The 302-nt window shown below is 67.9% G+C and carries 1 pseudogene; it reads left to right on the top strand.

Annotated features, from left to right (window positions below):
- Positions 1 to 302: pseudogene (locus PZH32_RS12845) on the top strand (hypothetical protein); the annotation flags it as partial.

The following is a 302-nucleotide window of genomic DNA, read 5'->3' as shown; positions in this document are numbered from 1 at the left end:
TATGCGCTCGGTCGTGTCATGTTCCCCGTGGGGTGGCTCACCAACATGCCCGATGACGAGCGCTTCGCCCATCAGGGCTCGTTGCAGTATGAGTACACCACCCGCTATGAGGACGGCTGGGTAGATAGCGCCTCCTACCAGAAGATCACGCGCGACGGCTTGTCCGGGGGGCTGCTGGCCCTGGCGGCCTTGGCCCTGGTGGGGGCCGTGGGGGCCGAAGCGCGCGGGGGGCGTCAAAAGCCGCCTCGATTCACCGATGATTACAGCAGCGACGTGCCCGACGCCGCCCTGGCGCCGGCGGT

This window comes from Adlercreutzia equolifaciens (genome assembly GCF_029076695.1).
Taxonomy (GTDB): domain Bacteria; phylum Actinomycetota; class Coriobacteriia; order Coriobacteriales; family Eggerthellaceae; genus Adlercreutzia; species Adlercreutzia equolifaciens_A.
This window is presented reverse-complemented; position numbering and strand designations above follow the sequence as displayed.